Origin of the sequence: Collinsella aerofaciens, from assembly GCF_018785265.1 — a bacterium.
Taxonomy (GTDB): domain Bacteria; phylum Actinomycetota; class Coriobacteriia; order Coriobacteriales; family Coriobacteriaceae; genus Collinsella; species Collinsella aerofaciens_AI.
This window is the reverse complement of sequence record NZ_WQPK01000040.1, coordinates 1-1476: the sequence shown is the minus strand read 5'-3', so window position 1 is coordinate 1476 and position 1476 is coordinate 1. Positions and strand designations below refer to the sequence as shown.

Annotated in this window: 2 protein-coding genes; both read right to left on the bottom strand. The window is 68.6% G+C overall.

Going from position 1 to position 1476, the window contains the following annotated elements; genetic code table 11:
• Positions 1-59: 59 nt before the first annotated feature.
• Complete coding sequence (locus GPK42_RS06595) at positions 60-911, bottom strand: IS3 family transposase (protein ID WP_215694379.1); 852 nt, start codon at positions 909-911, stop codon at positions 60-62.
• 20 nt (positions 912-931) lie between these two features.
• A partial coding sequence (locus GPK42_RS06590) for a helix-turn-helix domain-containing protein (protein ID WP_215694377.1) occupies positions 932-1476 on the bottom strand: 545 nt, incomplete at its 5' end.

The window sequence follows — 1476 nt, the reverse complement described above, 5'->3', positions numbered from 1 at the left end:
AAACCACCACAAAGGTGCCTGTGAACTGCGCCCCGAAACTTGGACTGAATAAATAGCGACTACGCCGCAAGGGCCTGGTTCCGGAACTCCTCCGGCGTCAGGCCCTTCAATCTTACCTGCCTGCGCCGCGTGTTCCAATGGGCTATGTACTCCTCCAGGTCGCGCTTGAAGTCCCCGAAGCTGCCCCACTCCCTGCCGCGGTAGAACTCGTCCTTCACGTGACCGAAGAGCTGCTCGGTGGCGGCGTTGTCGATGCAGTTCCCCTTGCGCGACATGCTCTGGGTGATGCCCGCCCCCTCCAGCCTGGAGGTGTAGGACTCGTGCTGGTACTGCCAGCCCATGTCCGAGTGCATGGTCGGGGCCGCCCCGTCGGGCAGGGCCTCGAGGAGCCGGTCGAGCATGCGGCGCTGCTGGGCGAGGTCCGGCGAGGTCGATATGTCGCTCGCCACGATCTCCTTCGTGCAGAAGTCGAGCACCGGGGCCCAGTAGGCCTTGGCGCCGGCCACCTTGAACTCGGTGACGTCGGTGCCGAGCTTCTGCCACGGCCCGTCGGCGCCGAAGTCGCGGGCGATGACGTTCCCGAAGGTCCGCCCGACCTCGCCCCTGTAGGAGCTGTACCGGCGGCGGGAGCCGCGGCGGCGTATCCCGCACCGGATGCCCATCTCGCGCATCATCTTGAGCACGGTCTTGTCGGCCACGACCGCGCCCAGCTCGGCGCGCAGGCACATGGCTATCTGCCGGTGCCCGCAGCCGTTGGCGGTGCGCGAGAATATCTCGGCCGCGGCGTCGCGCAGCTCGGGCCTGGTCGGCCTCCGCGGGTGCGCCAGCGCGTAGTAGTAGGTCGACCTCCTGAGCCCCGAGCACTCCAGCAGGTGGCGCAGGGAGTGCCCCTCCGCGCGCAGCGCCCTCACCGCCTCGGCCGCCGCCCTGGTCAGAGCCCGTCCCGCTCGACCAGGGCGCGCAATTTTTTTAGGTAGGCGACCTCGGCCTCGAGCCTGCGGCAGCGCTCCTCGAGCTCCTGCTCGCGGGTGCGGGCCCGGGGTTTCGACCTCGACCCCCTCGGCCTGCCCTTCGGGCGGGGCCGCAGCGCCTCGGCGCCGCCCTCGCGGTAGAGCCTGCACCAGCGCTCCAGCGGGGACTTCGACCTGATCCCGAACTCGGCCATGGCGTCGGTCTTCGCCATCCCGCCGTCGACCACGGCCGACGCCGCGGCGACCCTCTGCTCGAATGTGTACCTGGATTGTTTCCCGCCCATGGACAGCAGCGCCTCGCTTCCGAACGCCCGGTATACCCACTGCCATTCTCTCACGGTCTCGCGGGGGACGGACAGGGCCTCGGCCGCCGGCTTGCAGCCGACGCCGGCGTCGAAGAGCCCGACGGCCCGCCTCCTGGACTCCAGGTCGTGCTTCACCCTGAGGTCTATACTCATGGAAAACCTCCCATTTCCCGATGTCCAAGAAATGGGAGGCAGTTCAC